This is a genomic window from Marinobacter antarcticus (genome assembly GCF_900142385.1).
Lineage (GTDB): Bacteria > Pseudomonadota > Gammaproteobacteria > Pseudomonadales > Oleiphilaceae > Marinobacter > Marinobacter antarcticus.
Genome location: NZ_FRAQ01000001.1, coordinates 1,285,229 through 1,308,936, shown reverse-complemented (window position 1 = coordinate 1,308,936; position 23,708 = coordinate 1,285,229). Strand labels below are relative to the sequence as shown.

General features: G+C 55.1%; 21 protein-coding genes and 1 pseudogene. 11 read left to right on the top strand and 11 right to left on the bottom strand.

The annotated features are described in order from the left end of the window. The first annotated feature begins 29 nt into the window (after positions 1 to 29). Positions 30 to 1,070, top strand: a complete 1,041-nt coding sequence (locus tag BUA49_RS06095; protein WP_072796311.1) for an HDOD domain-containing protein — start codon at positions 30 to 32, stop codon at positions 1,068 to 1,070. Here the strand turns inward: BUA49_RS06095 and BUA49_RS06090 are convergent. Then, positions 1,048 to 2,382 carry a YihY/virulence factor BrkB family protein gene (locus BUA49_RS06090; protein WP_072796310.1) on the bottom strand — a complete coding sequence of 445 codons (1,335 nt, stop codon included), beginning with the start codon at positions 2,380 to 2,382 and terminating at the stop codon, positions 1,048 to 1,050. The genes BUA49_RS06095 and BUA49_RS06090 overlap by 23 nt on opposite strands. Before the next feature lie 195 nt (positions 2,383 to 2,577). Between BUA49_RS06090 and BUA49_RS06085 the strand changes: the two genes are divergently transcribed. Then, entirely contained in the window at positions 2,578 to 3,828 is a 1,251-nt protein-coding gene (locus BUA49_RS06085; RefSeq protein ID WP_072797705.1) for an OmpP1/FadL family transporter, read from the top strand. 56 nt (positions 3,829 to 3,884) lie between these two features. On the opposite strand, the gene lpoB is transcribed toward BUA49_RS06085, so the two are convergent. The 4 genes from lpoB to BUA49_RS06065 form a co-directional block, all read right to left on the bottom strand. Continuing rightward, on the bottom strand, positions 3,885 to 4,487 hold the full coding sequence (gene lpoB / locus BUA49_RS06080; RefSeq protein ID WP_072796309.1) for a penicillin-binding protein activator LpoB: 603 nt from the start codon (positions 4,485 to 4,487) through the stop codon (positions 3,885 to 3,887). 11 nt (positions 4,488 to 4,498) lie between these two features. Continuing rightward, entirely contained in the window at positions 4,499 to 4,888 is a 390-nt protein-coding gene (locus BUA49_RS06075; protein WP_139248740.1) for a YcfL family protein, read from the bottom strand. Between the two features lie 63 nt (positions 4,889 to 4,951). Then, positions 4,952 to 6,439, bottom strand: coding sequence for a COG3014 family protein (locus BUA49_RS06070; protein WP_072796307.1), 1,488 nt, complete (start codon positions 6,437 to 6,439; stop codon positions 4,952 to 4,954). Between the two features lie 7 nt (positions 6,440 to 6,446). Further along, positions 6,447 to 7,382, bottom strand: coding sequence for a D-2-hydroxyacid dehydrogenase (locus BUA49_RS06065; protein ID WP_072796306.1), 936 nt, complete (start codon positions 7,380 to 7,382; stop codon positions 6,447 to 6,449). Positions 7,383 to 7,456: 74 nt separating this feature from the next. On the opposite strand from BUA49_RS06065, the gene tmpT reads away from it, so the two are divergent. The 4 genes from tmpT (at position 7,457) to BUA49_RS06045 (ending at position 13,133) form a co-directional block, all read left to right on the top strand. Beyond that, positions 7,457 to 8,110 carry a thiopurine S-methyltransferase gene (gene tmpT, locus BUA49_RS06060; protein ID WP_072796305.1) on the top strand — a complete coding sequence of 218 codons (654 nt, stop codon included), beginning with the start codon at positions 7,457 to 7,459 and terminating at the stop codon, positions 8,108 to 8,110. A 238-nt stretch (positions 8,111 to 8,348) separates the two neighbouring features. Then, positions 8,349 to 10,271 (top strand): PrkA family serine protein kinase, encoded by a 1,923-nt coding sequence (locus BUA49_RS06055; protein WP_072796304.1) that lies wholly within the window; start codon positions 8,349 to 8,351, stop codon positions 10,269 to 10,271. Between the two features lie 13 nt (positions 10,272 to 10,284). Next, positions 10,285 to 11,580, top strand: a complete 1,296-nt coding sequence (locus BUA49_RS06050; RefSeq protein ID WP_072796303.1) for a YeaH/YhbH family protein — start codon at positions 10,285 to 10,287, stop codon at positions 11,578 to 11,580. Next, entirely contained in the window at positions 11,577 to 13,133 is a 1,557-nt protein-coding gene (locus BUA49_RS06045; protein ID WP_072796302.1) for a SpoVR family protein, read from the top strand. The genes BUA49_RS06050 and BUA49_RS06045 overlap by 4 nt, the downstream gene beginning before the upstream one ends. On the opposite strand, the gene BUA49_RS06040 is transcribed toward BUA49_RS06045, so the two are convergent. From BUA49_RS06040 to BUA49_RS06030, 3 genes are read right to left on the bottom strand one after another with little or no spacing between them, the layout of a single operon-like run. Continuing rightward, the gene (locus tag BUA49_RS06040) at positions 13,115 to 13,849 is read right to left on the bottom strand and encodes an LrgB family protein (protein WP_072796301.1); all 735 of its coding nucleotides are present in this window, start codon (positions 13,847 to 13,849) and stop codon (positions 13,115 to 13,117) included. The two genes, BUA49_RS06045 and BUA49_RS06040, sit on opposite strands and share 19 nt — an antisense overlap. Next, a complete protein-coding gene (locus BUA49_RS06035) occupies positions 13,842 to 14,222 on the bottom strand; it encodes a CidA/LrgA family protein (protein WP_072796300.1) in 381 nt (126 codons plus the stop codon). Before BUA49_RS06035 ends, BUA49_RS06040 begins: the two co-directional genes overlap by 8 nt. 15 nt (positions 14,223 to 14,237) lie before the next feature. Next, positions 14,238 to 15,122, bottom strand: coding sequence for a bile acid:sodium symporter family protein (locus BUA49_RS06030; RefSeq protein ID WP_072796299.1), 885 nt, complete (start codon positions 15,120 to 15,122; stop codon positions 14,238 to 14,240). 226 nt (positions 15,123 to 15,348) lie between these two features. On the opposite strand from BUA49_RS06030, the gene BUA49_RS06025 reads away from it, so the two are divergent. Both BUA49_RS06025 and BUA49_RS18180 read left to right on the top strand, forming a co-directional pair. Continuing rightward, positions 15,349 to 16,803 (top strand): WS/DGAT/MGAT family O-acyltransferase, encoded by a 1,455-nt coding sequence (locus BUA49_RS06025; protein WP_072796298.1) that lies wholly within the window; start codon positions 15,349 to 15,351, stop codon positions 16,801 to 16,803. Between the two features lie 50 nt (positions 16,804 to 16,853). Then, positions 16,854 to 16,997, top strand: a pseudogene (locus BUA49_RS18180) (fatty acid desaturase); the annotation flags it as partial. Here the strand turns inward: BUA49_RS18180 and BUA49_RS06015 are convergent. Further along, complete coding sequence (locus BUA49_RS06015; protein ID WP_072796297.1) at positions 16,988 to 17,425, bottom strand: RrF2 family transcriptional regulator; 438 nt, start codon at positions 17,423 to 17,425, stop codon at positions 16,988 to 16,990. The pseudogene BUA49_RS18180 and the gene BUA49_RS06015 sit on opposite strands and share 10 nt — an antisense overlap. A 399-nt stretch (positions 17,426 to 17,824) precedes the next feature. Here BUA49_RS06015 and moaA point away from each other — a divergent pair, with 399 nt between their 5' ends. From moaA to BUA49_RS06000, 3 genes are all read left to right on the top strand, one after another. Continuing rightward, positions 17,825 to 18,817 carry a GTP 3',8-cyclase MoaA gene (gene moaA / locus BUA49_RS06010; RefSeq protein WP_072796296.1) on the top strand — a complete coding sequence of 331 codons (993 nt, stop codon included), beginning with the start codon at positions 17,825 to 17,827 and terminating at the stop codon, positions 18,815 to 18,817. A 114-nt stretch (positions 18,818 to 18,931) separates the two neighbouring features. Then, positions 18,932 to 20,563: an FAD-binding dehydrogenase gene (locus tag BUA49_RS06005; RefSeq protein ID WP_072796295.1), complete on the top strand. Its 1,632-nt coding sequence runs from the start codon at positions 18,932 to 18,934 to the stop codon at positions 20,561 to 20,563. Positions 20,564 to 20,636: 73 nt separating this feature from the next. Continuing rightward, on the top strand, positions 20,637 to 22,367 hold the full coding sequence (locus BUA49_RS06000; protein WP_072796294.1) for a thiamine pyrophosphate-binding protein: 1,731 nt from the start codon (positions 20,637 to 20,639) through the stop codon (positions 22,365 to 22,367). Here the strand turns inward: BUA49_RS06000 and BUA49_RS05995 are convergent. Together BUA49_RS05995 and BUA49_RS05990 are read right to left on the bottom strand one after the other, a co-directional pair. Further along, positions 22,364 to 22,765: a ribonucleotide reductase subunit alpha gene (locus BUA49_RS05995; RefSeq protein ID WP_072796293.1), complete on the bottom strand. Its 402-nt coding sequence runs from the start codon at positions 22,763 to 22,765 to the stop codon at positions 22,364 to 22,366. The genes BUA49_RS06000 and BUA49_RS05995 overlap by 4 nt on opposite strands. Positions 22,766 to 22,856: 91 nt before the next feature. Then, positions 22,857 to 23,633 carry a Crp/Fnr family transcriptional regulator gene (locus BUA49_RS05990; protein WP_456085442.1) on the bottom strand — a complete coding sequence of 259 codons (777 nt, stop codon included), beginning with the start codon at positions 23,631 to 23,633 and terminating at the stop codon, positions 22,857 to 22,859. Positions 23,634 to 23,708 lie beyond the last annotated feature (75 nt).

Here is a 23,708-nt window from a genome sequence, read left to right as displayed (position 1 = left end):
TTCACGACTAGTTGACCGGGAGGCAACGGATGCCAGGCTTCTTTTCCTGGATTGCAGGCTTTTTTACTACAGCAGAACCATCACCGCCTCAGGCTTCTGAGGCACGGTTGTTCAATCCTGCGAAAACCACGGAACCTGGCGAAGCAACGGAGGACGCGCAAAGCCTTACGCTGCAGCTTGAAGAAAACCTTTTCTGCTGGCTTCTGGACACAGGGCCTTCCAACCTGCACACAGATCTGACCCCGTCCGACTCTGCACTTCAGGAACTCCACTCCCGCCTGACAAACAACAAAATGGAAGAGTTGCCTAGGCGGCCTATGACGCTGCCCATGCTGATGAAAGCTCTCTCGGATGATGGGGCTGACCGTCACAAATTGACTGAGATTATTCTTGGCGATCCCGCTTTAACGGATCAGATCCTGCAGGTTGCCAACAGTCCTTATTTTCGGACCGGAGACCATACCATTGAGTCCGTCGACCAGGCCGTATTCGTTCTCGGCATGGACGGCATCCGGAATGTGATTGCTGCAGCGGTTATGCGCCCGATGATGGCAGCCCGTAACAGCCGGGAAGCGCTGTTTGCCCAGAGAGCCTGGAGTTGGGGCCTGACCTGCGCACGTGCTGCGGAGTTTATAGCGAAGCTCCGCAACGAAGACACAAGTGCACTTTTTACTGCCGGATTACTGCCCGCGCTTTCCTACATTACGATTCGCCGGGAGCTTCAGCGCATATATCGGGCGCAGCGTGGCCCTGGGGAACCCGACGCTGCGCTGATTCGTCATGCACTCACACGCTACCAGTGGGTAGCTTGCCAGCTGATTGCAAGCGAATGGAACCTGCCACCCAAGTACCACGCTTATCTCTTGGCGGCAGAAAGGCCTGCCCCGGATCAGGAACAGACTACTCTGAGCGACGGTATGGTGATAGGCAGCCGCGAAGTGCTGCGCCATGCCCACCAGCGAAACCTGCCTGAGGAAGATCTTGATAAAATTGTACGCCTTACTCCGGAACAGACCGGCCGCGTGCGCGCAGCCCTGAAGGCGGTGCTCAATGAGGGGACTGGGGGCTAACCTCCGGGCTCCCGGCGTTTTTCAGCAGAGTCGCAAACGTCGTGGATTCATTCTTGCGTTCGCCCTTGAGCAACTCGACAGGAAACACGGGCGGCAACCGGTCAACCACACGATCTTCATCGTGACGAACAGCCTGAAGCACATCACCGACTGTAATCAGATCCAGCGCACGCCCCGGAGCCAGCTGATCGCCCTGCTTTCCGGCCAGCGTAATCAGCCCCGCTCGAATCAGCTTGTCGCTGACACCCCGTGTCACTTCACCCGGCACACGTAACGAATGCTCCAACGCTTCCTGCTGAGGTGCTTTGCTACCTTCACTGAACGGGCGCGCCACCAGCCACATCATAGCCAGCGCGATCTTCTCCTGCAGTTCCGGGGAAAGCTCCACGTGGCTGCGCTTGGCAATCGACCCGGGGTTTTGCAGGTAAAACGCCAGGCTTGCCCCCAGAAGAAGAATCATCCAGTTCAGGTAAATCCAGATCAGCATGATAATGCCGATCGCAAAACTGGAGTATATCGCCGCGTACTTGGTTGAGCCCGCCACAAAGGACGCAAACAGCATTCCGCCAGCCTGCCAGGAAACCCCGGCAACCAGGCCGCCAATAAACGCATACCGCAGCTTTACCCGGGTATTGGGCATGAACACATAAACGAAGGTGAACGCACCGACTACAAGAAAGAAGGGGGTAAACTGGCTGACCACGAGGATCAGGGAGCCGAACGGCTCGATTGCGATCAGGGCCTGAACAAAGGACGACGAAAAGATCGTCGCGCTGACACCAATGGCCGAGACCATTAACAGCGGCCCAACCATGATCACGCTCAGATAGTTGCTGAACCTCTGGGCCATAGAGCGCATCTCCGGCACCCGCCAGATCATGTTGAATGAGCGCTCGATCTTCTGCACCAGAGAAACCACGGTATAGACCAGCAAAGCCAAGCCTACAGAGCCAAGAACCCCCACCTTCATGTTGTCCACAAAACCGAGTATGCGCTCGGCTATATCAACGCCCTCGGGCCCCATGGGCTGGAAGAACTGGAACAGGAAAGGCTCCATGCGCTGGTGCACGCCCAATGCCTTCAGCACTGAGAAACTCAGAGCCAGCAGAGGCACAATACTCAGAAGCGTGGTGTACACCAGGCTCATGGCATGAAGGGTTAATTGCCCGCTGATAACATCGCGCATCAGCGCGTAAGCGGAGCGCCCTCCATTATAGAGCCAGGTCCAGGGCCATCGCTGCGGCGGGTTCGGGTTTGCAAGAATCCAGCTTTCTGCTGCCTGGAGTCGGTCTTTGAATTGGAAGGAAGCCACTTTAGATCCTGTCGTTCCAGTTTTATGCAGATTATCAGTCAGATATCCGATTTCCATCAAGTATGACTGATTAACAGCTTTTTGCGAGGCGCCCGTTCAATATAACCATATCGATATTTGTTACTTCCTCTTATAACAAAACTTCTGTAAAAAGGGGCCATTAACGATATGACGCTTAACTGAATGGGTTTCCATATGCGCATCAAAACTGCTTTGGGGGTTTTCGCTCTCACAACACTTTCTCCAGCCGCCGCCCTGGCCACAAATGGCTACTCCAGCCACGGTTACGGCACTATCAGTATGGGTATGGCAGGTGCGGGTTCAGCTTTGTCTCAGGACAGCATTGCTGCAGCCACCAATCCGGCGGGTATGGCTTTTGTGGGCGATCGCATTGATGGCGGCGTCGAGGTGTTTTCTCCGAGGAGGGAATATTCGGTTGAAGGCCCTATGTCGCCCCCGCCCGCGTTTTCTCTGCAGCCGGGCACCTATGAAAGCAGCAAGAACGGCTTTGTCATTCCCTATTTCGGTTTCAACCGCGAGCTCTCAGACACGACAACCTTCGGTGTTTCCGTGTTTGCCAACGGGGGCATGAACACCGACTACTCCGGTGAGAGCGGCGGGACATTCTATGGCGGCCGCACTGGCGTGAATCTTGAGCAACTGTTTATAGCACCAACGGTATCCTGGGAGTTCGCAGACAACCAAGCTATCGGTATTTCGCCGATAATTGCCTACCAGCGCTTTGCGGCAGAGGGCCTGCAAAGCTTTGCGCCATTTTCGTCGGATGCCAACGCACTCTCCAACAACGGCACCGACGACGCCTGGGGCTACGGCTACCAGATCGGCTGGCAGGGCGGAATCACCGATACTCTGCGTGGTGGTGTTAGCTGGCGCAACATCGTAAAGATGGGAGAGTTTGACAAGTACAGGGGGCTGTTCGCCGAGCAAGGCGACTTCGACATTCCGCAAATGTTCAATGCTGGTATCGCCTGGTCAGGCATTCAGAATCACTGGTTTCTTCTGGATATCCAGCATATTCGATACAGCGAAATTAACAGTGTCGGCAATCCTGTCATGCCCATTACACCTGGATCTTTGGGTACAGATGAAGGAGCTGGATTCGGCTGGGATGACATGACCATCGTAAAGCTGGGATGGCAGTGGCAGCAGACTCCTGGCCACGCCTGGCGGGCTGGCGTCAGCTACGGAGAAAACCCGATCTCTGATGAGGACGTTTTGTTCAACATCCTCGCCCCGGGTGTTCAGGAATGGCACTTCACTGGGGGCTTCACCCACAATTTCAGCGACAACCTGGAGCTGTCAGGAATGGCCTTCTTCTCACCAACGAAAGAAGTGTCCGGCCCCAACCCACTAGCGCCCAATCAGACGATCAGCCTCGAAATGTACCAGATTGGCGCCGCCGCCAGCTTGGGCTGGACATTCTGACAGCACTCAGGAATCTGGATCCAGTGTGGTTACCAGGGTAATAGACCCTGCTTTGATCACCAGGAAACGGACTTGTCAGAGCCGCGCTTTATGATAGGTGTTTCACCTTCCCAGATGGCCAGGCCGGATGCCAGCTCGGTCAGTGACAGCTGGATGTAATATTCCACCTGCTGCTCTTTGCCTACCTTGTGGTTACGCTGCAGGATCTTGCCTGAAAGGCTCAGGTCAGGCGCCTGCAGCGTACCTTTGCTTTGCACGCCAGACTGATTGAACTCTTCAGAATCGCGTAGCTCACGGGCCTTCATGGTCATTTCATCTTCCGCACCGTTGAGGCCTACCGCCGTGGTGGTCACAACCTTTCCTGAGCGCAGCAGGGCAACACGGATTTTCTTCGTGAGCTGATCGGTATCAATTCGCTGCATGGTGTCATTGGTAATACGGCTTACCACCATGATGTAACGGCCACCCTTCGGGTTATTCACGGCACCGCTCGCGAGCATGTCGTCTACGGCATCCGTAGCCGCTTTTTCAAAATCCCGGTAGTCCATGGTCATCGCGACAGGGCCATCGTCTGCGGCCGGATCAATGTAGCGGGTGGGTGCAGCACAGCCGGCAAGAACTGTAAGGCTGACAGAGATGGCAAGGGCACGTATCAACATTGGATTTTCCTTTATTTGGGTTCACGGAGGTGTAGCTGGTAACTGGTCACACGGGTATGGGGAGCGGTCGCGTTAAAATAACGCGTCTGGCCGGTCAGCAGGGAGGCTTTGTTGTAGCCCTCACCGACACTTTTAACAACCATTCCGCTGTCATCAAACCAGGTAACTTTCCATGCAAGCTCAGTGTCAGATCTCGCTTCCACCGCAAACTGTATTTGCAGAAGGCTGTCGCCACCGGATTGTGCCAGTCGCTTTTCAAAGAGTTCTGTCACATCCATTGTATAGATGACTTCGGGGTCTACTTTCAGCTCCTGCCTATCGATCAATGAGCTGGTCTGTGGCTGCGAGGCGCAGCCCGCCAAACCAAAGACCAACATGCTGGCCAACAATATTGATTTCATAATGTACATCCTGCGTTTCTGGTGTGTTGACTACTTGGTCTGTGAAAACCGTGAGGGCTCATGCTACTCGGGCAAGCGTGCAAAAGTCGCCACGGCCCCACCCTGCAAATCCATGGTTATGACCGTCGCGGGTGCCTGTAGCGTCGGGCGCTTAACATACACCAGGGTGAACGGTTGTTGTGGAATATCCAGGTTGCCTAACACCTCACCCCGGTGATCCAGTAGTGTCAGGCTTCCGTTCTCAGGGCGGTCGATGCGCGCGGCCTGCCAGTGGTCGGGCAGCGCCTGCCAACTGCGCAAATCAGCCTGGGTTGTTGCAACGGTCAATAAGGCAGCGAGAATTTGCCCCAAAGGACCAAACTGGTCAGCCGCCTCATTCTGCAGAACCGCCTTGCTTATCGCAGACGTAACAGCCCTGGCGAGCACGCCCGAAAAACGCTCCTTCATTTCAGTGCGGACAACCTTACCCATATCCGAGATTCGCTCAGTTCGTATCACCTGGCCAGTAGCACTTACCACACCAATGCTACCGGGCACAGCAGAGCGCTCAGCGTATTCCGGTAATGCGATGCCGAAATAAGCAGGCGCCCGCTGGTTTCCGTGGATAAGCAACAACGGCACGTCCAGGCGTGCCTCTTTGAGAACCGGGCCCAATCCGTTTTCATACACAATCCAGACCTGCGGAGGCAGACCCGCCAGGCTCTGCGCACCGGAAGCAAGGTTGGTCGCCAGGTCTGCATCGGCTTGCAGCACAGCGCTCCCCGGGCTCATTTGTGCCACACGCCCGAGTGAGGAGGCAGCCCGCTCGAAGTCAGCACCACCTGTGGCATTCGCAAGAAAATAGATGCCATGTAGATAGGTGCTTAACGGCACAATAAATTCAGGAAAAACAGACCAGCTCGAAAGTGCACCGTAGTGACTATCGACCGCTGACTGAAAACTCCTGCTCCCAAGGCTGCTGCGGACCATGGCGGCATTTCTGTTCCCGCTCTGAGCCTCATTTTCCAGGGCAGCCTGCTGTACAGAGATTTGTTTGCGAAAATAATCGACGGCGCGCCGGGTTCGGTCATTGGCCCGGTTAAACTCGACCCTCGCGTATTCACTATTCCCCGAAGCGAGGAACGCCAGCCCTTTATAGGTATTCACCAGAACAGCTTCAGACATCAACGCCTCATAGTCGCGTTCTGAGTCATTAACCATCACTGCCACAAATCCTTGCGAAGCGCGCGCAAGCAGCCCCTCCGAGTCGAGGTATTTCATTCCCTCTTCGGCCAGATCATAAGCCTTGACCGACTCATTATAGCGACCGGTCAGGAGATACATTTCGCCCTGATGCAACAATTCGAGCAGATGCTCCCGGGAGTCGACAGGTTTTTTCGCAGGCACGCTGAAACTCACAGCTTTCAGCGCAGAGTCATAGTCTCCGGTGACATAAGCTGAATTGAACGAAGCCAACTGATCACGATGCTGGAATGACGAGCACCCTGACATAAACGCCGCCGCGATTACTGCCAAAATCACATATCGAGTTTCTTTCAAAGCTTTGCCCATTGATACGTCATGAAACTGAAGCAAGGTTTCGCGCCGTGATTTCCACAATACGCTGCCGGGCTTCGCGGCTGGCCCAGGCCGAGTGCGGCGTAATGATCAGGTTAGGAATATCAACGGCCAGCAGCGGATTGCCATTGCGCGGAGGCTCTTCGGTCAGCACATCAAACCCGGCACCACCAATTACACCTGTGCGCAGTGCATTCGCAAGGGCCGCTTCGTCCACCAGTCCACCGCGGCTGGTATTAATCAGCAGGGCATCCGGCTTCATCATCTGTAACTCCCTGGCACCAATCATGTTACGGGTTTCATCGGTGAACAGGCAGTGAAGTGAGAGAACATCCACCTGCGGCAAGAGTTCATCCAGGGGGATTCTGGAGTAACCATCGGTCTCCCCCGCCGCCTGCCCCGGCCGCGCGCCCAGCAGAACCTTCATGCCAAATGCTCTGGCACGTTCTGCAACGCCCTGCCCAAGGTCTCCGTAACCGACGATACCCAGGGTTCGACCTTCCAGTTCCATAATCGGGTGGTCCATCAGGCAGAACATGTCGCTCTCAGCCCAGCGCCCGGCACGCACATCACGATCATAATCCAGCAGGCGCGTTGCCAGTGCCAACATCAACGCCATGGTGTGTTGCGCCACCGTTGAGCGACCGTAGTTCGTTACGTTCAGCACCTGTATGCCGTGCTCTCTCGCCGCATCCTGATCAATATTGTTCAATCCAGTGGCTACCACGGCAATGGTTTTCAGCTCCGGGCAGTTCTCGAAATGCTCCCGCGTAAGCACAACCTTGTTAACCAGCACGGTATCAAAGCCGCGAATCCGCTCGGCTACCTGTGCCTGTGCCGTTGCGTCATGTTTCACCATGCCCCCGGTGACCCGTTCAATAGGAGCGAGGTCGACATCATTGCCGAGTGTAGTCGCATCAAGAAATACAGCTTTCATACTTTTCTCCCTCATCAATACTGCCCGAGATTAAGGTAGACTGAGCCAAACGTCCAAATAAGAGAGCGGCAACCATGGAACACGAATTCTGGCACGAACGCTGGAGCAAAGAAGAAATCGGCTTCCACGAAGGCTCCGTCAATCAATTTCTTTACGACCACTGGCCAGAACTGTCCGGCGATGGTGCCGAAGGCGTGTTTGTCCCACTATGCGGCAAAGCCCACGACATGTGGTGGCTGCATGACCGGGGGCACTCTGTTATCGGCGTGGAGCTGAGCGAAATCGCCTGCAAGGACTTCTTTGAAGAGGCCGGCGAAAAAGCTCAGGTACATCCAGGCAAGCCCTTCACGACCTTCCGCCATGATAACCTTCAGCTATGGTGCGGTGATTTTTTCCAGCTGACACCAGATGATCTCAAGTACACCCGCCTGGTGTACGATCGCGCCGCCCTCATCGCCTTACCCCCGTCTATGCGCAAGGACTACGTGGAGCACCTTACGGCAATCATTCCCGAAGGCACCAGAATCCTGCTTATTACTCTGGACTACAACACCAAAATCACCGCACCTCCGTTCAACGTCAGCGACGACGAAGTCCGGGAGCTCTATGCGGCCGACTATGACATTGAGCACGTTCTTACCAACACCCTTCCCAACGACCACCTGTTCACGAAACGGAAAGGCCTGATCGGTGCAACGGAGAGTGTATTCCGGCTTACTAAACGATAGTTCCGGGGCAGTAGCGGTAACATAATTTAATGAACCTTAACCGTTTGCTGCCTGTCCAACTTCGTGACCGTGAGCTACGCTAACATTGAACAGGCCAAAACCCGACACAGATCGGGGCAAGCCGAGACTGTTCATTCCTTCCACCTACAACCTAACGAATCGCCAGCATGGCGACCGTAACTGCAACGGGGATTTTGCGTGCACTGAAAGCTGAAGAACAACGAGCGAGGGGCTACCCATGAGCATACTGCAGCAGTTTAAAAACCGGTATGAAAGCACCCAGGAAGAAGAGTACAGCCTTGAGGAATACCTCGAGATCTGTAAAAAGGACCCCACGGCCTATGCAACGGCCGCAGAACGATTACTGATTGCCATCGGCGAACCCGAATTTGTCGATACCTCCCGTGATACCCGTCTGTCACGCATCTTTTCCAACAAAATCATCAAACGATATCCGGAATTCGCCGAATTCTACGGCATGGAAGAAGCCGTCGAGAATATCGTGTCGTTCTACCGGCACGCAGCTCAGGGTCTGGAAGAAAAGAAACAGATTCTTTACCTGCTGGGGCCCGTTGGCGGTGGTAAATCGTCACTGGCAGAAAAGCTCAAGTACCTGATGCAGAAGGTACCCTTTTATGCAATTCAGGGTTCTCCGCTTAACGAATCGCCCCTCGGGCTCTTTGATCCGGCAGAAGATGCCGCCATTCTGGAAGAAGAGTTCGGCATACCCTCCCGTTACCTGAAATCCATCATATCGCCCTGGGCGGTGAAGCGCTTACATGAGTATGGCGGCGACATCAGCCAGTTCCGGGTTGTGAAAAAGTACCCTTCCGTTCTGGATCAGATTGGTGTGTCCAAAACCGAACCCGGAGATGACAACAACCAGGATATTTCTGCTCTGGTTGGCAAGGTGAACATCCGCATGCTGGAGGATTACTCCCAGGACGATCCCGACGCCTACAGTTTCAGTGGTGGCTTGTGTAAAGCCAACCAGGGGCTCATGGAGTTTGTAGAGATGTTCAAGGCGCCGATCAAGGTCTTGCACCCATTGCTTACTGCGACCCAGGAAGGCAACTACAACACCACAGAAGGCATGGGCTCGGTGCCATTTGACGGTGTCATTCTTGCTCACTCCAACGAGTCCGAATGGCAGACTTTCCGCAACAACAAGCACAACGAGGCGTTCCTTGACCGGGTTTACATCGTCAAAGTGCCCTACTGCGTGCGTGTGACGGAAGAAATCGAGATCTACAAAAAGCTTCTGAAAAACAGCTCTCTGGCCGGTTCGCCCTGCGCGCCGGACACTCTGGATATGCTGGCCCAGTTTTCGGTGCTTTCACGCATCAAGGAACCGGAGAACTCCAGTATTTTCTCCAAGATGCGGGTCTACGACGGCCAGAACATCAAGGACACAGATCCCAAGGCCAAATCCATTCAGGAGTATCGGGATGCAGCGGGCGTCAATGAAGGCATGGACGGCCTGTCTACGCGGTTTGCGTTCAAGATTCTCTCCAAGGTTTTCAACTTCGACACCACCGAGGTGGCCGCCAACCCGGTGCATCTGCTTTATGTGATTGAAAAGCAGATAGAACAGGAGCAGTTCGCGCCTGAAATTCAGGATCGCTACCTGCGCTTCATAAAAGAGTTCTTGGCTCCACACTATGTTCAGTTTATCGGTAAGGAGATCCAGACTGCCTATCTGGAAAGCTACAGTGAATACGGCCAGAACCTGTTCGACCGCTACGTAACCTATGCCGACCTGTGGATTCAGGATCAGGAATTCCGGGATCCGGAAACCGGCGAAATTCTCGACCGCTCCTCCATCAACGAGGAACTCGAAAAAATTGAAAAGCCGGCCGGTATAAGCAACCCAAAGGATTTCCGTAACGAGGTGGTCAATTTTGTGCTGCGGGCCCGGGCCAACAACCAAGGGCAGAACCCGTCCTGGCTCAGCTACGAGAAACTGCGCAGCGTGATCGAGAAGAAGATGTTCTCGAATACCGAAGACCTGCTGCCGGTTATCTCGTTCAACCCCAAAGCCAGCCAGGAAGATCAGAACAAGCACAAACAGTTCGTCGAGCGCATGGTCGATCGGGGCTACACGGAGAAGCAGGTGCGCCTGCTGGCAGAGTGGTACCTGCGGGTTCGCAAGTCGCACTAGTGGAGCGTGAATTATGGGTATGACCCACGTAGTCGACCGACGGCTGAACGGCAGAAACAAGAGCGCGGTAAACCGGGAGCGGTTTTTGCGCCGCTACCGGCATCACATCAAGAAAGCGGTTTCTGATGCGGTGCACCGGCGCTCGATAACCGACATAGAGCGGGGGGAGAGTGTCAGTATTCCCTCGCAAGACACAGACGAGCCAGTCTTCCATCATGGTCAGGGCGGCCACCGCGAAATGGTGCACCCCGGTAACCGCGAGTTTGTGGCGGGAGACCGGCTGCCCAAGCCGGAAGGTGGCGATGGGCAGGGCCAGGGGCAAGGGCAGGCCAGCCCCGATGGCGAAGGCATGGATGAATTTGCTTTTCAGATCACACAGGAAGAGTTTCTGAACTTTCTGTTTGATGATCTCGAACTCCCGAATCTTGTCCGGAAAAAGCTCAAAGATACCGAGACCTTCAACTACGTGCGCTCCGGGTTCAGTACCCAGGGCGTACCCGCCAAGCTAGACGTAGTGCGATCACTGCGTGGAGCACACGCCCGTCGTCTGGGCCTTGGCGGTGCGCGCAAGAAAAAAATCCGTGAACTGGAAGCCCAGCTTGCGGCCCTGAAAACGGCGCCCGAAGAACTGGACGCGGCGTTTAGCCATGAGGATCAGATCAAGGTGCTGGAGGACGAAATCGCTCGGCTGAAGGCCAATGTGCGGCGGATTCCCTTCATTGATGAAATAGACCTGCGCTACCGCCAGCACCTGAAGCAACCAAAACCGGCCACCAGCGCCGTCATGTTCTGCCTGATGGACGTTTCTGGCTCCATGACACAGATGCACAAGGACACCGCCAAGCGGTTTTTCATCCTGCTGTATCTGTTCCTGAAAAAGAATTACAAAAAAATCGACGTTGTGTTCATACGCCATCACACCAGCGCCAAGGAAGTAGATGAGGAAGAGTTTTTCTATTCCCGGGAAACAGGTGGCACCATTGTTTCCAGCGCCCTGAAGCTGATGCACAAGATCATCGAATCCCGCTATTCACCGGCAGAGTGGAACATTTATGCCGCCCAGGCGTCCGATGGCGACAACTGGAACGACGACTCCCCCGTGTGCGGCAAGCTGCTGACCGACAGCATTCTGCCCCTGGTGCAGTACTTCGCCTATGTGGAGATTACGCCCCAGGACCACCAGATGCTCTGGTACGAATACGAACGGGTGCAGGCGCGTTTCCCGGAGAGCTTTGCCCAGCAGCAGATTGCTGACCCCGGCGAGATCTACCCGGTGTTCCGTCAGCTTTTTGAGAGGAAAGTCGCATGAATGATGCCCTCGACCGTCCGAATGGACCAGACGTTGATAGCCTGGCAAACCGCGAACCGATATCCACCGGCTCGGAATGGACTTTCGAGCTGATCCGCAAATACGATGAGGAAATTGCGAAATGCGCGGCCGAATTCGGCCTGGATACCTACCCCAATCAGGTTGAAGTGATCAGCGCCGAGCAAATGATGGACGCTTACAGCTCCGTTGGGATGCCGGTCGGCTATAATCACTGGTCGTTTGGAAAACAGTTCCTCAGCACGTCCAAAGGCTATGAGCGCGGGCAAATGGGCCTGGCCTATGAAATAGTGATCAATTCCAACCCCTGCATTGCCTATCTGATGGAAGAGAACACGCTGCCCATGCAGGCGCTGGTGATAGCTCACGCCTGCTATGGCCACAACTCCTTCTTCAAAGGCAATTACCTGTTCCGCACCTGGACAGATGCCAGCGCCATTATCGACTATCTGGTGTTTGCCCGGAACTATGTTTCCGAATGCGAAGAGCGTTATGGCGTGGACGCGGTTGAAGAAATACTGGATTCCTGCCACGCGCTGATGAACTACGGCGTTGACCGCTACAAGCGGCCCGCTCCGATTTCTGCACTAAAGGAAGCGCAACGCCAGGAGGAACGGGAGGAATACCTGCAGCGTCGGGTGAATGATCTGTGGCGTACCATCCCGAAAAATGAGGAGGATGAAGATCCGGTAAAGCGTAAGAAACGCTACCCGGAAGAGCCCCAGGAAAACCTTCTCTACTTCATTGAGAAAAACGCGCCCCTGCTGGAAACCTGGCAACGGGAGATCATCCGGATTGTGCGCAAGCTGGCACAGTACTTCTATCCGCAGCGCCAGACGCAAGTGATGAATGAAGGCTGGGCCACTTTCTGGCACTACACCTTGCTGAACAGGATGTACGAGAAGGGCCTGGTGACTGATGGCTTTATGCTGGAGTTCCTGCAAAGCCACACCTCAGTGGTGTATCAGCCTCCGTTCAACAGCCCATGGTATTCCGGCATCAACCCTTACACCCTCGGGTTTTCTATCTTCATTGATCTGCGGCGAATCTGTGAGGCGCCTACCGACGAGGATCGCGAATGGTTTCCGGACATTGCCGGCACTAACTGGGTGGAAACTCTGCGTTTTGCCATGGCCAACTTCAAGGATGAGAGTTTTATCCAGCAGTTTCTGTCACCCAAAGTCATGCGGGATCTGAAACTGTTTGCCATTGAGGATGATGATCTGGAAGACAGTTACAAGGTAACCGCCATCCACGACGAGCCGGGTTACCGCGAACTGCGGGAGAAGCTGGCCCGCCAGTACAATCTCAGTTACCGGGAACCCAACATTCAGGTGTGGAACGTAGATGTGCGCGGCGACCGGTCGCTGATGCTGAGGCACGTCCTTGTAGATCGCGTGCCTCTGAGCAAAGATACGGATGAGGTTTTACGCCATGCATACAGGCTCTGGGGTTTTGATGTGCACCTGGAAAGCGTGGAAGACGGCTTTGTGGTGGAAGACTACCACTGCCCTGATTACCCCATAACCCCCTGAATCCAGTCAACTATCCATGGCACCATCAGGGCTGTCGCGAACGCGGATAAGGCCATCGCCAACCCGGAAAACGCCCCCATCCGGCTGCTAACCTGAAATGCCCGCGCGGTGCCTATACCATGGGCAGCAACGCCCATGGCAATACCTTTAGCGGTGTCGTCTTTTACGCCAACCCATTCAAACAGTTTGGTGCCTAATACGGCCCCGGTAATACCCGTAATCACCACCAGCACCGCAGTCAGCGACGGCAAACCTCCGATTTTCTCGGATATACCCATAGCGACAGGGGCGGTAGCCGATTTGGGCGCAAGGGACATCTGGATTTCCAGCGAGCCTCCCAAGAGCCGCGCCAGCAAAACAGAGCTGCCTGCCGCGATTCCAACGCCACAGATCAGCGATATAAGAACGGGCAGCCACAGTTGGCGCAATCTTGAAAACTGCTGGTAAAGCGGAACGGCCAAAGCCACAGTAGCTGGTCCGAGCAGGAAGTGAACAAACTGGCCGCCGGCAAAATAGTCATCGTAGGAGATGCCGGATGCCAACAGCAGAGCGATCAGCATCGCCACCGACGTAACCACAGGATTGGCAAGCGGGTTGGAGTTGGTTTTCAGATAAAACCGGTACGCCAATCCGTAGGCGACCAAGGTGCCCGTAAGGCCCAACAAAGGGGTAGCCGAAAGATATACCCAGATATCCTGTAAGCCAGGATTATTCATCACTATGCCCCTGCCCTGATGACGGCTTTACAAACCAGCGGCTGGTCTGCTGCATGATCAATGCTGTGGCCACCATAGTAATCACCGTGCTAAGGAGCAGAGCGAGTGTGATCGGCAACCATTCCTCCGCAATCCGGCCAAAGTGCGCCATCATGCCAACGCCGGCGGGAACAAAAAGCAATGAAAGATGGCTAAGCAATGCGGTGGAGGCCTGCTCAACCGATTCCGGAGCCCTGCCACGGACCATCATGGTGACAAACAGCATGACCATGCCGAGCACCGGCCCCGGAATCGGCACCCCCAGCAGGCGTACAATTATTTCCCCTGCCAGCTGATAGACAAGCAACAGGGTAATACCATTGAGGAAGAGCATGGTGCAGTTCTCCTGTTACTTCCCAATGCCAGGGCTGGCATTGGGAATAATATGCCGACCATACATGGCAAGCATAAACCCGATCGGGAACATCAGAACTCCGTATACAGCAGCAGGTATGGACATGGAGCTGGATTCCAGCAGCGTTAGCGTAACCATCAGAGCAATGGTACCGTTTTTGACTCCCAGCTCTACCGCCACGGCAAGGGACTCTCTCTGAGTCAGCCCGGCGACACGACCGGCAAGTAAGCCAATAAAAATACCCGCCGCGTTCAACAGAATGGTTGCCGGCCCCGCCTGCTTCAGCAGCTCCCAGATCTGATCGCGAACACCGTAAACGAGCACGGCTATTAACAGGGCGAGTACAACACCGCCGAACACGCTGACAATGCCCTCCGCTTTGCGCGCTACCTCAGGTTTGCGGGCTCGCACCAGCATGCCGATCGTCACAGGAAAGAGCACGATGCCAATCAGCATCCCGATGGTTTTCCATACCGGCAGCACAATATTCTCTTCGGTACCCATGTAGAACTGAAGAGCGATATTGGCAAACAACGGCAAGGTGAGGATGGTGATCAGGCTGGCACTAACTGTCAGCACAATAGACAGCGCAATGTTACCCCGCGCAAGCAGCACAAACAGGTTGGAGGTTGTGCCTCCGGGGCATGCCGCAATGATCACCAGACCAACCGCAATAGCCGGCGGCACTGCCAGCGCAGACGCCAGCGCAAAAGCTACCAGAGGCATCAGAAAAATCTGGGCCACGGTACCGACAATGAGACCTTTGGGATAGACCGCCACCTGACGAAAATCACGAACGGTCAGCGTCATACCAATGCCAATCATGATAATAAACAGTGCGATCGGCAGTCCTGCCGAGATAAGCGGGCTGGATTCCACAGTGCCTCCGAATGTCTTTGTTTTTATTAATTCATTGTTTTGAAAGTACCACAGGCGGCCGGCTTTCGGGAGTCTGAAAATAACAAGTCAGCGGAACCATCGATACCTGAAGTTGTTCTATTTTTTTTACATCGGAGATCGTCTGCAAAGACAGTAACCCGTATACTTGCATCCAACAATTAAAAGACCCATTTTCACGCCCGGACAGGGCAGAGGTGAACACGGAATGAAACGCCTGGGAACACTGGATGCCTCGTGGCTGGCCGTAGAATCTGAAGATACACCGATGCATGTGGGCAACATGCAGATCTTTTCATTGCCGGAAGGCGCCCCCGATACTTTCTTGCGTGACATGGTCATCAGCATGAAGGAAACCGGGGACATCGCCCCACCCTGGTGTTACAAACTGGCATGGTCCGGTTTTCTGGGCCGGCTGCTGGCACCGTCCTGGAAAGTCGACAAGGATATCGATCTGGATTACCACGTGCGCCATTCTGCACTACCCAAACCGGGTGGTGAGCGGGAACTCGGCATTCTGGTCTCCCGCCTGCATTCCAACCCTCTGGATTTCGCCAGACCACTCTGGGAGTGCCACGTTATTGAGGGGCTGGAGAACAACCGCTTTGCGCTCTATACCAAGATGCACCACTCGATGATTGATGGCATCAGTGGCGTACGTCTGTTGCAACGGGTTCTCAGTACCGATCCAAAAGAGCGGGACATGTTGCCGCCTTGGTCGATGAGGCCAGAACGCCGGCGGGGCAACAAAGCCGATTCAGAAGCAAGCATTCCTGCCGCATTCTCTCAGGCCCTGGAAGCGCTCAAGCTGCAGGCCGATATGGCCCCTACACTATGGCGGGCGGGCACCCGACTCGTGCACTCGGCGCGCCACCCCGAAGATGGCCTGACCCCACCCTTCAAAGGGCCGGTTTCGAAGATCAATCATCGCGTTACCGGCCAGCGTCGATTTGCCACGCAGCATTACCAGCTTGATCGCATTAAAGAGCTGGCCCACGCATCCGGCTCTTCACTGAATGATATCGTACTTTATCTGTGCGGTACGGCGCTGCGACGCTTCCTGCTGGAGCAGGATGATCTTCCGGATACCCCGCTGACCGCCGGCATCCCGGTAAATATCCGCCCGGCGGATGATCAGGGCACGGGCACCCAGATAAGCTTCATGATCGCCTCGCTTGCCACAAATGAGGCTGATCCTCTTACACGGCTGCAGAGCATAAAATCGTCCAGCCGACGGGCAAAAGAGCACCTGCAGAAGCTTCCAAAAAGTGCCCTTAATCAGTACACCATGCTGCTGATGTCGCCTTATATCCTGCAGCTTATGTCGGGCCTTGGTGGGCGAATGCGCCCTGTTTTCAACGTGACCATTTCCAATGTTCCGGGCCCTCAGCAGACGCTGTATTACGAAGGCGCCAGGCTGGAGGCCATGTATCCGCTTTCGTTGATTGCTCACGGCGGCGCCCTTAACATCACCTGCCTGAGCTATGCGGGATCACTGAATTTCGGGTTTACCGGCTGCCGGGACACCTTGCCGAGCATGCAGAAACTGGCGGTGTTTACTGGGGAAGCTCTGGATGATCTGGAAAAACTGATCCTTCCACCCAAACCCAAGCCTAAGCCCAAACCCAAGAAAACGCCGGCCAGCAAAAGCGGGAAGGTCTGACAGGCGGCATCTCTGTTCTCTGGAGCGCCTTTCGCCCCAGTGCGCCGCACCAACTTACTGGTTCTTCAAATTTCACCGGTAAAAAATGGGTGCACGTGCTGAATGGGCATTTGAACTACCAGGTCGAGCATCATGTTTTCCCCGATCTGCCCGCACACCGCTATCCAGAGATTTCCGAAAAGGTTCAGGCGATCTGGAGCAGTCTTAATAGATGCGGCTTGTGCTGTTCTTTCACGACGTCTTTCAAAGTGTACTTATCGAGTACTGAAACGAATGCCTGCAAGGCTTCTCCGAAAATGGGCTTAAGACCACAAACCGGGGTGATTTTGCAGGCGTTTTTAGAGGAATAACATTCAACGATACTAAGATCATGCTCGGTCTCGCGCACCAGCACACCCACGTTGATGTCTTCCGGCGCCATATGCAGTCTCATACCGCCTTTTTTACCTCTGACCGTCTCGATATATCCTTTCTTGTTGAGCTGGTGTACCACCTTCATCAGATGATTCTTGGAGATATCGTAGCTGTCGGCAATTTCCTGAATTGTCGTCAGGCGATCACCCTGCACCGCCAGGTAGATCAGCACACGCAGTGAATAATCGGTGTAGCGGGTAATGTGCATTCAACACTCCGGTTGTTCAGTCAAAGCGGTCAGTACGTCGGGCTGGTCAGCAAATAGCCTGCCATGCTAGCCAGAAAAACCCCTAGACGGCCAGTACCGTCCCAGCGAATCCTGTGGATATGTACGCAAGAACTCTGAAACCGGTTTTATCGGATCGCGCAGCTATAGTGAGCACATCAGCACTGCTCAATCGTTCCTTCATTCTACCGCTAATCAGTGAAAAGGTCTCCCGAGACGACTTAAAAACACCAGCCGTGCGACACAGAAAACTTTGATACCAACCACTGAAAACCGGCAGACTTACCCCGCGAGGGGTATCGGATTCGCGGTTTGATTCTGCGATACTTGGGCTATAATCAATCCGTAAACGCGCATTCAGCAGTTACAGGAAGGAAATCGATGTCTCAGAGCAAGCTGACAGACCGATTTGGCAGAACCGTCAACTACGTGCGCCTGTCCGTTACCGACCGCTGCGACTTCCGTTGCGTTTATTGCATGGCGGAGGAGATGACCTTCCTGCCGCGGCAACAGGTTCTGACGCTTGAGGAAATCGCCCGCGTGGCCAGAACCTTTGTCTCCCTGGGCACGGAAAAAATCCGCCTCACCGGCGGGGAGCCGCTGGTTCGCAGAGACATCCTTGAGCTGGTTCGTGAGATAGGCACCTACGGTCTGCGTGACTTTGCCATGACCACCAATGGCAGCCAGTTACCCTCAATGGCGGAGCCACTGCGCAAAGCAGGCCTGAAGCGCCTCAATATCAGCCTGGATTCCCTGGATCCGGAAAAGTTTGCGAGCATTACCCGCACCGGGAAACTGTCCCGGGTACTCGATGGCATAGACGCCGCCAGAGAAGCCGGGTTCCAGGGCATCAAACTGAATACCGTGGTGATGAAAGGCGGGAATGATCACGAAGTCCCCGACCTGATCGAGTTTGCCCGTAAGAAAAACGTCGACATTACGTTCATTGAAGAAATGCCTCTGGGTGACGTTTCCGAGCACGATCGTGCGCAAACTCTGTGCACCAGCGATGAAGTGCGCGACATTGTCCGCCAGTACCATGATCTGGTTCCCACGCCGGAAGATTCCGGTGGCCCGGCCCGTTACTACCGGATGTCAGACAGCGGCATCAAGGTAGGCTTTATTTCCCCCCACTCTCACAACTTCTGCTCCACCTGCAATCGGGTAAGAGTAACCGTCGAGGGCAGATTGCTGCTTTGCTTGGGCAACGAACACTCTGTCGACCTGCGCCGGGTTCTGCGCGGCTATCCGGTAACCAACGATAAACTCCGGCAAACCATTATCGATTCCATGGACCTGAAGCCGGAGCGCCATCATTTCTCCACCAATGGCGAGGTCCAGATCCTGCGCTTCATGAATATGACGGGGGGCTGAGTTTTACCCTCGCAATTCGTCAACCTTTGACACCCGTCATTGCGCTGGTTTGATCAATCGTTAAGCATTAAGCTCTTATATCCACTAACAATAAGAATGAGCTGATAGCGAGCCATGCATACCTACAAGACTGAAGTCGTTGTGATTGGCGCGGGCCTTGCCGGGATAGCAACGGCTCTGGAACTGCTTGATCTCAACGTGCCGGTAGTGCTGCTGGACGGTGCTCCTGGAGGCAAACCCGGGGGCCAGGCCAACGAAGCCTTCGGCGGTATGCTGCTGAGCAACACGGCCGAGCAGGCCCGCAACAAGATCAAGGATTCCCCCGAGTTACTGCTTGCTGACTGGCACAATGCAGCCTGCTTCGGCGACGATGATCATTGGCCCAGACTCTGGGCCGAACTCTATGCGGAACAGAACCGGCCCATGATCTACGATTGGCTGAGACAACGCGGCATCCGTTTTTTCCCGTCCGTGCAGTGGGTTGAACGAGGCCTGTACGGCAAAGGCAACAGTGTTCCCCGCTATCATATTGCCTGGGGCTGTGGCCGGGGCGTAGTGCAAACACTGTTGCAGCAGCTGGAAGCCCATCCGAACCGAAACCGGCTTACCTTCCTCAATGGCCACCGAGTTAACACTCTGAGCCTGAGTGATGGGCAGATCACCGGCTGCCAGGGCAATATCAGTAACGAACAGTTGGAAAAACAGAGCAGTGGCGTTTTTTCCGTTTCCGCCACCCACACAGTCGTCTGCACCGGAGGGATCAATGGCAACCTGGAAAAAGTACGCCAGCACTGGGATCCCTGCTACGGCCCCGCGCCGGAAAACCTTCTCAGCGGCGCCAGCCCGGATGCGGATGGCGCCATGCACGATGAAGTCGCCAGAGCGGGCGGCCAGGTCGTTAATCTCAACCAGATGTGGAATTACGCTGCGGGCATCCGCCACCCGGAACCGGCTTTCCCTGACCAGGGTCTCAGCCTGATACCTCCCCGCTCGGCGCTCTGGATGGATCGCCATGGCCGTCGTATCGGCCCCATGCCGCTGATTACCGGTTTCGATACACACGACCTTTGCAAGCAGGTAGGCAACCTGCCCGGGCAGATCTCCTGGCAGGTGATGAACTACCGGATTGCGGTGCGGGAACTGGCCGTGTCGGGCACCGACACCAACCCGGACTTCCGTGACGGTAAACTGCTCCGAGTGGTCTGGAACAGCTTGCGCGGCGGCGACCCGGCGCTGATGGACTGGCTCATTGAACGGTGCCCGGACGTTGTCAGTGCAAACACCCCCGAAGAGCTAGCCGGGAAAATGAATCAGGTTGCCGGTAATAATGATGTTCAGACCGAAGACATGATTCGCGATATCCATACCTATGACAGCAACATAGCCCGGGGTAAACGACTGCAGAATGACGACCAGATACGCCGGCTCATTCAGCTTCGGAACTGGCTGCCAGACCGGTTTCGCACCTGCAATCTGCAGCCCATACTCGACCCGGCCGCAGGCCCGCTGATCGCCATTCGCGAGCAGCTGATCAGTCGGAAAAGCATGGGAGGCATGCAGACAGATACCCATTCCCGCGTTCTCGACCAGGCCGGAGCAGCCATTCCCGGGCTTTACGCTGCGGGCGAGGCTACCGGGTTTGGTGGCGGTGGAATCTCCGGCATAAGGTCTCTGGAGGGGACATTTCTGTCCAACTGTATTCTCAATGGCCGGCGAGCTGCACAAAGCATTGCCGACCGGCTTTAACGCTGCAGTGCATTGAATAGCCGCACTGCAATAATTTCTATATATCCACAATAATAATTGTCAGGGCATATCCATGAAAAAGACCGGCGCTACTCTCGTTCGTCATGCACTGGAACAACTCGGCATACGCCGCACGTTTGGCATTCCGGGCGTGCACACCACCGAAATCTATGACGAGCTGAACCGCTCCGAAAGCATCGAACCAACGCTTGTTACCCATGAGGGTGGCGGTGCTTTCATGGCGGATGCCGTAAGCCGCACCGGTGCCGAGCTGGGCACCATGCTGATTGTACCCGCCGCAGGCGCTACCCACGCAGCGAGCGGCATCGGCGAAGCCGGCATTGATGGCATACCCATGCTGATTATTTCCGGAGGGATTCATTCGGAGTCGGGGCACCGGTATCAGCTTCATGAGATGGATCAACACACCCTGCTCAAGCCGATCACCAAGAAAACCTGGCGTATTACCAGCCACCGCGAAATCATACCCACGCTGTATGAGGCCTATGACATCGCAATGGGTGGTGAGCCGGGACCGGTGTTTATCGAAATCCCGGTCAACATCAGTAACTTTCTGGGCGACGTTGACGATATGCCGCTCTATGAGGCCCCGCCTGCGCCCAAGCAGCCGGAACAGGCTCTGGTTGATGCAGCAGCCCAGGCGCTGGTGCAGGCAAAAAAACCGGGCATTTTTGCTGGTTGGGGCGCGGTCGATGCACAGGCAGACCTGATTGAACTGGCAGAGCTTCTGGACGCACCGGTTTCAACAACACTTCAGGGGCTCAGCGCCTTCCCGGGCAATCACCCACTGCATACTGGAATGGGAATGGGCAACTATGCAGTGCCCGCAGCGACCAATGCCTTTGCCCAGATAGATTGCCTGCTGGCGATCGGCACAAGGTTCTCGGAAATCCCTACCGGCAGCTATGGCATCAATCCTCCTGAGAGCCTGATCCACCTGGACATCAACCCCGAGGTTTTCAGCGCCAATTACCCTGCCAGCCATACGATCCAGGGAGACGCGAGACTGACCGTGCCGGCGCTCCTGAAAGCCGTAAAAGCACTGAACCCCACACCGGCCAATACCGGCATTCAAGAACAGATTGCCAACGACAAAGCCGCATACAAAAAAGAGTGGCGGGACCACGACAGCGGCGACCGGGTGAATCCTGAGCTGTTTTTCAGCCACCTGCGGGAACGCCTGAACGACGATGCGATTATTGTCGCTGACGATGGCAACCATACGTTTCTGGTAGCGGAGCTCATGCCCATACTGGGTGCCCGAAATTACATGTCACCCAGCGATTTCAATGCCATGGGTTACTGTGTTCCCGGTGCTATCGGTGCCAAACTGGCCAACCCCAAGCGTCAGGTGGTGGGTATTGTGGGCGACGGCGCATTGCTGATGACTGGCATGGAGCTGGTAACAGCCGCACGCCTGCAAGTCGGGGTGATGATTTTCGTGTTCAATGATGGCGAGCTGTCACAGATTGCCCAGGCCCAGCAGATTCCCTACAACCAGAAAACCTGCACGGTGCTCGGTACAATGGATTATGAGGCCTTTGCCAAGGCCTGTGGCGTTGAGTTCGTTTCCCTGGCGGGAAATCAGAATATTTCTGAGAGCATGGAGACCGCACTGCAGAAGTCGGCCGCCGGTCGGCCTGTTCTGGTGGATGTGCGCATTGATTACTCCAAATCGACCCGGTTTACCAAGGGTGTCGTGAAGACCAACCTTGGCCGGATGGCGACCCGGGACAAGGTGCGGATTGTGGGGCGGGCTCTTTGGCGGAAGGTGCGACCTTAACCTAAGCTGATGGCGATTCCGCTCTTATCCAGAGGCAGGTAGTTGCTGACATGCCCCAGGCGGATTGACTCCACCATCATCGTCATCGGCTGCTGCGCTTCATCTGAAGACGGCGGAGTGCCCGCTCTGCCGGACATGGCGGCAACGAACACGACATCCCATGACTGGCCGGTGCTGCGCGACTCTTCAACCAACAAGGAAAATTCCGGGACTTCGACCGGGGTCTTGTCGACACAGATTACCGGGGTAAGCGCACCACCCTCGCCCTGTTCGAACGCAGCTTTTTCGTATGCGGAGGCATTATCCGGCAGTTCGGCACGGCAAAAAACGAACAGCAGGCGCTGAGGCTCATGCTCGCTTTTGGTTGCTTTGATCAGATCACTGTAACTGCTAATCATGAGCGCAATATCCTTGGTAATGGCGGGCCGGCGCTGGTTACGCCTGGCGGGCGATCAGTAACTGCTTCATCTGGGCTAAAAGTCAGCCAGCTTACTGGCTGATTTCGATCAATCGCCTGGGGTCGGAGATGAACAACTTGCTGCAATTGACACGCACCAGCCCGTTGGACTTGAGATCCGCCAGAATCCGGGAAAAGGTTTCCGGCTGCATCGCCAGCCTGGATGCAACCAGGCACTTGGGCAGAGGCAGCTCAACTTCCCCACCTTCTGAAGCACCGTTAGGCAGCAGATCAATCAGATACCGAATCAGCCGGTCACGGGCATTCTGAACAGTCATGATTTCAAGGTCATGGAACCTGGAAACAGCGCGCATGGCATAGTGCCGGAGCGCTGCATGAGCGTATTCCGGGTTGCTTTCCAGCATATCCTGGTACGCTTTGACAGGAATCATCAGGACTTCACTGGATTTCAGAGCTTCGGCGTAGCAGGCGTAACGGGCAGGATCTGCATAGATCATCACCTCCGCAAAACAGTCACCGGACGCAATGCTATCAAGCGTACGGTCAATCCCGGAGGAGTCCAGTCGGTATAGCCGCAGACGGCCGGATATGACAAAAAAGAAGTGATGGGCGGGCATATCCTGCCGGTAGAGCAACTGATGATGCCCAAGACGAAGGCGACGAGACTGCAGAATGAGGCTCTGCAGGTCTGAGTCACGGAGCGTATTGAAAAGGGCATGGCTGCGCAGCGGCTCCAGCCCGTTTTCATCGTCAGTCAGCGTATTAATAGCCACCAGAACCGGTTTGGCGTAGCGGGTTTCCGCAGATTGCATCGCCACCATTGTTTTATCCTCTTTCATATCATGCATTCAAAATCATGTTTTATTATACTAGGAGGATGCTCTCGAAAAATCGCTCCCCCCATAGGGGTAGAGCGGAGTTTA

Coding starts and splice junctions, on each gene's coding strand:
- BUA49_RS06075 (WP_139248740.1), bottom strand. CDS start 4,888: ATGAAATCAATATTGTTGGCCAGCATGTTGGTCTTTGGTTTGGCGGGC.
- moaA (WP_072796296.1), top strand. CDS start 17,825: ATGTCTCAGAGCAAGCTGACAGACCGATTTGGCAGAACCGTCAACTAC.
- BUA49_RS06040 (WP_072796301.1), bottom strand. CDS start 13,849: ATGAATAATCCTGGCTTACAGGATATCTGGGTATATCTTTCGGCTACC.
- BUA49_RS05995 (WP_072796293.1), bottom strand. CDS start 22,765: ATGATTAGCAGTTACAGTGATCTGATCAAAGCAACCAAAAGCGAGCAT.
- tmpT (WP_072796305.1), top strand. CDS start 7,457: ATGGAACACGAATTCTGGCACGAACGCTGGAGCAAAGAAGAAATCGGC.
- BUA49_RS06095 (WP_072796311.1), top strand. CDS start 30: ATGCCAGGCTTCTTTTCCTGGATTGCAGGCTTTTTTACTACAGCAGAA.
- BUA49_RS06015 (WP_072796297.1), bottom strand. CDS start 17,425: ATGCACATTACCCGCTACACCGATTATTCACTGCGTGTGCTGATCTAC.
- BUA49_RS06050 (WP_072796303.1), top strand. CDS start 10,285: ATGGGTATGACCCACGTAGTCGACCGACGGCTGAACGGCAGAAACAAG.
- BUA49_RS06055 (WP_072796304.1), top strand. CDS start 8,349: ATGAGCATACTGCAGCAGTTTAAAAACCGGTATGAAAGCACCCAGGAA.
- BUA49_RS05990 (WP_456085442.1), bottom strand. CDS start 23,633: ATGCATGATATGAAAGAGGATAAAACAATGGTGGCGATGCAATCTGCG.
- BUA49_RS06065 (WP_072796306.1), bottom strand. CDS start 7,382: ATGAAAGCTGTATTTCTTGATGCGACTACACTCGGCAATGATGTCGAC.
- BUA49_RS06085 (WP_072797705.1), top strand. CDS start 2,578: ATGCGCATCAAAACTGCTTTGGGGGTTTTCGCTCTCACAACACTTTCT.
- BUA49_RS06070 (WP_072796307.1), bottom strand. CDS start 6,439: ATGGGCAAAGCTTTGAAAGAAACTCGATATGTGATTTTGGCAGTAATC.
- BUA49_RS06045 (WP_072796302.1), top strand. CDS start 11,577: ATGAATGATGCCCTCGACCGTCCGAATGGACCAGACGTTGATAGCCTG.
- lpoB (WP_072796309.1), bottom strand. CDS start 4,487: ATGTTGATACGTGCCCTTGCCATCTCTGTCAGCCTTACAGTTCTTGCC.
- BUA49_RS06005 (WP_072796295.1), top strand. CDS start 18,932: ATGCATACCTACAAGACTGAAGTCGTTGTGATTGGCGCGGGCCTTGCC.
- BUA49_RS06000 (WP_072796294.1), top strand. CDS start 20,637: ATGAAAAAGACCGGCGCTACTCTCGTTCGTCATGCACTGGAACAACTC.
- BUA49_RS06035 (WP_072796300.1), bottom strand. CDS start 14,222: ATGCTCTTCCTCAATGGTATTACCCTGTTGCTTGTCTATCAGCTGGCA.
- BUA49_RS06025 (WP_072796298.1), top strand. CDS start 15,349: ATGAAACGCCTGGGAACACTGGATGCCTCGTGGCTGGCCGTAGAATCT.